Source organism: Hamadaea tsunoensis DSM 44101 (genome assembly GCF_000428945.1).
Taxonomy (GTDB): Bacteria; Actinomycetota; Actinomycetes; order Mycobacteriales; family Micromonosporaceae; genus Hamadaea; species Hamadaea tsunoensis.
On sequence record NZ_AUAX01000048.1, the window covers coordinates 23509 to 30259 of the forward strand.

At 68.9% G+C, this 6751-nt stretch carries 6 protein-coding genes; 5 read left to right on the forward strand and 1 reads right to left on the reverse strand.

Features of this window, described 5'->3' with window-relative positions:
* Nucleotides 1-9 precede the first annotated feature (9 nt).
* Complete coding sequence (locus G401_RS0137840) at nucleotides 10-1326, reverse strand: Gfo/Idh/MocA family protein (RefSeq protein WP_034594355.1); 1317 nt, start codon at nucleotides 1324-1326, stop codon at nucleotides 10-12.
* 277 nt (nucleotides 1327-1603) lie between these two features.
* Here G401_RS0137840 and G401_RS51200 point away from each other — a divergent pair, with 277 nt between their 5' ends.
* The 5 genes from G401_RS51200 to G401_RS51205 are packed head-to-tail and all read left to right on the forward strand — an operon-like array spanning nucleotide 1604 to nucleotide 6370.
* Nucleotides 1604-2635, forward strand: coding sequence for a LacI family DNA-binding transcriptional regulator (locus tag G401_RS51200; protein WP_034594358.1), 1032 nt, complete (start codon nucleotides 1604-1606; stop codon nucleotides 2633-2635).
* Between the two features lie 31 nt (nucleotides 2636-2666).
* Nucleotides 2667-4016 carry an ABC transporter substrate-binding protein gene (locus G401_RS0137850; RefSeq protein ID WP_027346578.1) on the forward strand — a complete coding sequence of 450 codons (1350 nt, stop codon included), beginning with the start codon at nucleotides 2667-2669 and terminating at the stop codon, nucleotides 4014-4016.
* Nucleotides 3997-4977 (forward strand): carbohydrate ABC transporter permease, encoded by a 981-nt coding sequence (locus G401_RS0137855; RefSeq protein WP_027346579.1) that lies wholly within the window; start codon nucleotides 3997-3999, stop codon nucleotides 4975-4977. Before G401_RS0137850 ends, G401_RS0137855 begins: the two co-directional genes overlap by 20 nt.
* Nucleotides 4977-5807, forward strand: a complete 831-nt coding sequence (locus tag G401_RS0137860) for a carbohydrate ABC transporter permease (protein WP_027346580.1) — start codon at nucleotides 4977-4979, stop codon at nucleotides 5805-5807. Before G401_RS0137855 ends, G401_RS0137860 begins: the two co-directional genes overlap by 1 nt.
* Nucleotides 5804-6370, forward strand: a complete 567-nt coding sequence (locus G401_RS51205) for a hypothetical protein (protein ID WP_051367864.1) — start codon at nucleotides 5804-5806, stop codon at nucleotides 6368-6370. Before G401_RS0137860 ends, G401_RS51205 begins: the two co-directional genes overlap by 4 nt.
* Nucleotides 6371-6751 lie beyond the last annotated feature (381 nt).

The following is a 6751-nucleotide window of genomic DNA, read 5'->3' on the forward strand; positions in this document are numbered from 1 at the left end:
TCCTGGGTCTTATCGGATGGAGAGGAGATCGGCCGTGGCGACGGGCCGGCCGGTGGCCAGCGAGCGGTTGGCCGCGAGCCCGGTGAGCAGCGCGAGCGCGCCGTCGCGCTCGGTCGCCGCCCGGTTGAGCGGGTCTTGCCGCCCGCCGAAGAGAATCGCCGTCATCCGCACGTCGGCGCCGCCGTGGCCCTCCCGGGACCGCTTCTCGACCGGGACGTCCTCGGGCGGCTGCCAGAAGTTGCGGATCTTCAACGTGGTCCAGCCCTGCTCGGCGGGCTCCTCGGCGCCGTGCAGCGCCGAGCCCTTCACCGTCCGGGCCGCGATCGGGTCGACGTGGTCGCTCTCGACCACCTCCAGCTCCAGCCGCCCGCGGCTGCCGTTGACCATCAGCCGGTAGCCCTCCCACGGCGCGTACGCCGTCAGGTGGTAGCTCATCGTCGCGCCGGTGTCGTAGCGGACCAGGACGGCCAGGTCGTCCTCGATGGAGATGCCCGGGGCGAACACATTGCGGTCGCGCTGGTACCCGTCGGCCGGCTCGGCGTCGAGGTAGAGCTCCTTCAGCCGGGGGTTCTCGGCGAGGTGCAGCGCGAACGGGTCGTCCGCGGCCGCCGGGCTGCCGTGCGCCCGGTCGTAATCCCGGCCGAACCCGTGGCGTACGCCGTTCTCGCCGTAGAAGAACAGCCGGCCCTGCGCGTACACCTCTTCGGGGCGGGCGCTCAGCCACCAGTTGACCAGGTCGAAATGGTGCCCGGACTTGTGCACCAGCAGGCCGCCGGAGCTCGCCTTGTCCCGGTGCCAGCGGCGGAAGTAGTCGGCGCCGTGGCGTACGTCGAGCAGCCACTCGAAGTGCACGGACCCGATCTCGCCGACCGCGCCCTCGTCCAGCAGCCGCTTGACCTGCTCGTGCACCGGATTGAACCGGTAGTTGAAGGTGACCCGTACGCTCCGGCCGGTCTCCTGCTGCGCCGCGAGGATCCGGGCGCAGGATTCGGCGTCGGTGGTCATCGGCTTCTCGGTGACGACGTCGCACCCGGCCCGCAGCGCCGCCACGATGTACGCCTCGTGCGTGCTGTCCACAGTGGTCACGACGACCGTGTCGACGCGCTCCTTGGCCAGCATCTCCGTGAAGTCCGCGGCCGCGTACCCGGCCGGTTCCGGTACGCCGAGCCCGGCGGCCAGCCGCTGCTGCGTACGCAGCCGGAGTGGATTGGTGTCGCAGAGCGCGACCAGCGCGGCGGTCTCCCGGTGGTCCAGGCAGAGCGAGCGCACGAACATCTCGGCGCGTGAACCGGTGCCGACCAGGGCGTAGCGGCGGGGGGTGGCCATGGGCGTTCCCTTCACGGTGGAGCCGGGCGGCTCGGGGCGGAGCCGGGCGGCTGTCGGCGGAACTGAGGGGAGCGACTGCAAAGGTTTGCAGTGGAACTAACCACGTCCGTGCCCAGCCGTCAATGGCCGCGCTCCCAAGCGACCCGATTCGCCCAGTTACATGCGTATTCACCGTGAAGACTAAGTGACCTACGACATCAGCCGGCAACAACAAGGCGTTGACAACACCACAAGCGTTTGCATTAATTGGCCAACCGAGCCGAGGAAGGGAGGCCGCATGCCAACGACGATCCGTGATGTCGCGCGAGCGTCCGGTGTGCACATATCAACGGTCTCCCGGGCATTCTCGGCACCGCATCTGGTGAACGCGGAAACCCGCACCAAGGTGCTGGAGACCGCGGAGAAGCTGGGCTACCGGCCGAACCGGGCCGCCCGTGCGCTCATCACCGGGCGTACGCACAACATCGGGCTCATCGTGGCCGACATCGCTAACCCGTTCTTCCCGCCGCTGATCAAGGCGGCCGAACGCGAGGCCCGGCTACGCGACTACCACATCTTCGTCGCGGACAGCAACGAAGATGTGGCCGTCGAGGAGGAGCTGGTCCACGCCCTCGCGAAGCAGGTCGACGGCATCCTGCTGGTCAGCCCCCGGCTGGCCAACAGCGTCATCGAGGCGCTGTCCCGGGAGGCGGCGCTCGTCGTCGTCAACCGGCAGGTGCCCGGCCTGCCCTCGGTGGTGATGGACGTCGGCCACGGCGCCCGCGCGGCCGTCGACCACCTCGTCGGCCTCGGCCATAAGAAGATCGGATTCCTCGGCGGCCCCAGGGGTTCCTGGACCAACCGGGAGATCCGCAAGGCGGTCACCTCCGCATCCCAGGTACGCACCGGGGAGGTCGAGATCGGCGTCCTCGGGCCCAACGCGCCCACGGAGGACGGCGGGATCGCCGCCGCGGAACACGTCCAACGGGCCGGCTTCACGGCCGTGCTCGCCTACAACGACCTGATGGCGATCGGCCTGATCGAAGGCCTCGACCGCCTCGGCGTCCGCGTACCGGGCGACGTCAGCGTGGTCGGCATCGACGACATAGCGCTGAGCCGCCTGACCCGCCCCCGGCTGACCACCGTCGCCAATCCCACGGCGGCGGCCGGCCGGGCGGCGGTCGACATGCTGCTGCAGCACGGCGACGACCGGCGTACCACCGCCCAGGTCAGCCTCGCCACCGATCTCGTCATCCGCGACTCCACGGGCCCGGGTCCGCAAGGCGATGCGGACCCGGGTGAGCGCGGCACACCCCGCGCCGAAGCGTGAGTCGTCTCCTACGCGTCAAGGAGTCAGTGCCATGCCGAACACAGCACCCCTCGCCCCGGGCGGTTCGCCGCTCGATCACGTTACCGCGAGCCGCCGGACTCTTCTGCGAGGGCTCGGGGCCGCCGCGCTTCTCGGCTCCGCCGGAGTCAGCCTCGCCGCCTGCGGTGACGACAAGCCCAGCGCCGACCCGAACGCGCCCGTCGAGTTGTCGATCTTCTGGTGGGGCGGCGACGCCCGCGCCAAGTCGACCGACGCCGCGCTGGCCCTCTACACCAAGGCGCACCCGAACGTCACGTTCAAGAAGACGTGGCAGGCCAACGCCGGCTATTACGACAAGCTCGCGACCCTCACGGCCGGCGGGAACGCCCCCGACATCTTCCAGATCGACGACGGCGCCCTGTCCGAGTACGCCGAACGCCACCAGACGCTCGACCTGTCCGCGTACAAGGACTCGAAGAAGATCGACGTCAGCAAGTTCCCGCCCAGCCTGGTCCAGTACGGCGTCGTCGACGGGGCGTTCGCCGGCGTACCGACGGGCGAGAACACGCCCGGCATGATCTACGACGAGACCGCGATCACCGCTCTCGGCCTCGCCGTCCCCACGACCGGCATGTCGTGGGAAGACCTGATCACCTGGGCCGAGCAGGTCACCACGAAGTCCGGCGGCAAGCTCTACGGCACGATGGACCCGAGCGCGGACTACAAGGCGCTCTGGATCTGGCTGCGCCAGCAGGGCAAGCAGCTCTACGACGGCAAGAAGCTCGGCTGCACGGCCGACGACGTCGCGAAGTGGTTCGACCTGTGGAAGGGCGCCCGCGACCGCAAGGCCGCGCCGCCCGCCGACATCATCCACACCGCCAACGCCGGCGATGTGACCAAGCAGCTCGTCGTCACGGGCAAGGCCGCCACCTCGTTCCTGTGGGCCAACCAGGTCACCGAACTGGCCAAGGCCACCAAGAACAAGCTGGGGGTCGTCGCGTACCCGGGCGATCCGAGCGCGCAGTGGGCCCGGGCGGCGATGTACCTGTCGATCTACAAGGGCACCAAGCACGCGGACACCGCCGCGGACGTCATCAACTTCCTGGTGAACTCGCCGGACGTCGGCAAGCTGTGGGGCACCGACCGCGGCCTGTCGGCGAACACGGACGTTCGCGCGGCCGTCGTGCCGGGCCTGTCCGACGCGAACGCCAAGGCGTCCAGCGACTTCGAGACGCAGCTGGCGAGCAAGTTCGGCACGGCGCCGGCGGTGCCGCCGAAGGGGCACGTGAAGGTGCGCTCGCTGCTCATCACGTACGCCGAGAACGTCCAGTACGCGAAGGCGACCTCCGCCGCGGCCGCCGACCAGTTTGTGAACGAAGCCAATGCCGCCATCGCTGGCTGAGGCCGTCCACCCCGCCGAGGCGCCCGCGGTCACGCGGGCGCCCCGGCGCCGTCCCACGACGGCGCGGCGGGGTGAGGGCCTCGCCGGATACGTGTTCCTGTCACCGTGGCTGCTGGGGTTCCTCGGCATCACGGCGATCCCGATGCTGTTCTCGCTCGTCCTCAGCTTCACCGACTACGAGCTGCTGGACAGCTGGTCGGACGTGAAGTTCGTGGGCTTCGCGAACTACCACAAGATGTTCACCGCCGACCCGCACTACTGGCACTCGGTCGGCGTCACCGTCCGGTACGCGCTCATCGCCGTACCGTTGAAGCTGGCCGCGGCCCTGGGAGTGGCGCTCCTGCTGCGCCGGGACCGCCGGGGCAACGGCACCTTCCGGAGCCTGTTCTACCTGCCGTCCCTGCTCGGCGGCTCGGTCGCGCTCTCGCTCGTCTGGCTGGCGATGTTCAGCCGCGACGGTGCGTTCAACGCGTTCCTGCGGCTGTTCGGCATCGAGGGCAAGCCGTGGGCCAACGACCCCGACTGGGCGCTCGCCACCCTGATCCTGCTGGCCGTGTGGCAGTTCGGTGCGCCCATGGTCATCTTCCTCGCCGGCCTCAAACAGATCCCCAACGAGTACTACGAGGCCGCCTCGGTGGACGGCGCCAGCCGCTGGCGGAAGTTCTGGCACATCACCATGCCGATGCTCTCGCCCGTGCTGTTCTTCAACCTCGTGCTCGAGGTCATCCACGGCTTCCAGGGCTTCACCGGCGCCTTCGTCCTCTCCGGCGGCACGGGCGGCCCGGTCGACTCGACGCTGATGTACACGCTCAACCTCTACCTGGCCGGCTTCACCGACTTCAAGATGGCGTACGCGTCCGCGATGGCCTGGGTCTTCCTGGCCGTGCTGGGCGTACTCACCGCCGCGATCTTCTCGACCGGCCGGTTCTGGGTGCACTACGCCGACGGGGAGGAGAACTGATGAGCCGAGTGTCCGCCGCGGTACGCCTGCTGATCCTGCTCGCGGTCGTCGGCGTCGTGCTCTATCCGCTGTTCTGGATGACCGGAAGCTCGCTGAAGTCCCCGTCGGAGATCAGCAACAACCTCTCGTTCTGGCCGCACGAGTTCACGTGGTCGAACTACAAGGAGGGCTGGAGCAGCCTGGACGTCGTGTTCGGCCGGTTCTTCCTGAACAGCGCCCTCATCGCCGGCGCGACCGTGGTCGCCAACTGCGTCAGCTGCCTCGTGGCCGCGTACGCCTTCGCCCGGCTGAAGTTCCGCGGCCGCGGCGTGTTCTTCGCGATCATGATCGGTACGCTGCTGCTGCCGCACCACGTCCTGATCATCCCGCAGTACCTGCTGTTCAACGCGTTCGGCTGGATCAACACTCCGCTGCCGCTCGTCGTGCCGAAGCTGCTGGCGACCGAGGCGTTCTTCGTCTTCCTCATGGTCCAGTTCATGCGGGGCATCCCCCGGGACCTGGACGAGGCCGCGAAGATCGACGGTGCCAGCCCGTACCGCATCTTCTGGCACGTGATGCTGCCGCTGGCCCGGCCCGCGCTGGTGACGACCGCGATCTTCTCGTTCATCTGGACCTGGAACGACTTCCTCACGCAGCTGATCTACCTCAACGACCTGTCGCACTACACCGTCCCGGTGGCGCTGCGGCTGTTCATCGACTCCTCCGGGCAGAGCTCGGTCGGCCCGATGTTCGCGATGTCGCTGCTGTCGCTGCTGCCCGTCTTCCTGTTCTTCCTCGCCTTCCAGCGCATGCTGGTCGACGGCATCAACACGACGGGGCTCAAGGGATGACCTTCCGGCTGTCCTGGCGGGACGCGCTGTCCGACGCGGCGGACCTGGCGCTCCTCGGGATCTTCCTGCTGATCTGCGCCTTCCTCGTCCTCCCGTTCGGCGGCGCCCTCGCCACGGCCAGCTGGGGGGTGGGCCGCCGTCTGGAGGACGGCGGCCTGCCCCGGATGTCCGATCTATTCCGCAGGTTCCTCCGATCCCTGCTACCGGGCGTCGCGGTCACCGCGGTCCTGATCGTGGTCACCGCCCTGCTGCTCACGGACATCCGGGCGGTCACCAGAGGCACGGTCCCGGGCGGCGGCTTCCTCGCCTTGGCGACGGCGATCGTCGTCTTCCTCGCCCTCGGCCTGCTCGGCCTCGTGGTCGTCGCGACCGGATCGCTTCCCTGGTGGGGCGCCGCGAAGTCGGCGCTCGCCCCCGCCTGGCGTCAGCCCGGCCGCCTGCTCATCGCCGGCGGCATCGGTCTGCTCGCGCTCCTGCTCGGCCTGGTCATCCCGGTCACCACCCCGATCGTCCTGGGGTTCTGGCTCTACGCACTCCATGTCTCACTACGAAGATCCTTCTAGGCCAAGTTCAAGATCTTTTTGTCCCGGGTTCGTCGATCTCACCTCCGCTCCTCGCGCGGGAGACCGCTCCGGCCTCTCCGCTGCGCTCCGAGGCCTCCACTGCCAGGTTGGTGGGGCGACGCATCGTCCACCGTCGCCCGGTCACCGTTTCACCCCACCCCCGCCCGGCCTTTGTCCCGACTGTCCGACACGTGCCCGAGGCGTTCGACGATCTTGCGCGAGTGTCCGGGCATTTCGGGTGCGTCGGACGAAATTCGGGGCATTCGCGCAAGATCGTCGACCATGGTGAAGATCGGGGCCACCGTCCGACCCGGGCCTCTTCTGACTTTGTCGCGACTGTCCGATATGGGCGCCGGGGCGGAGGTCGGTGGGGTGATCGTT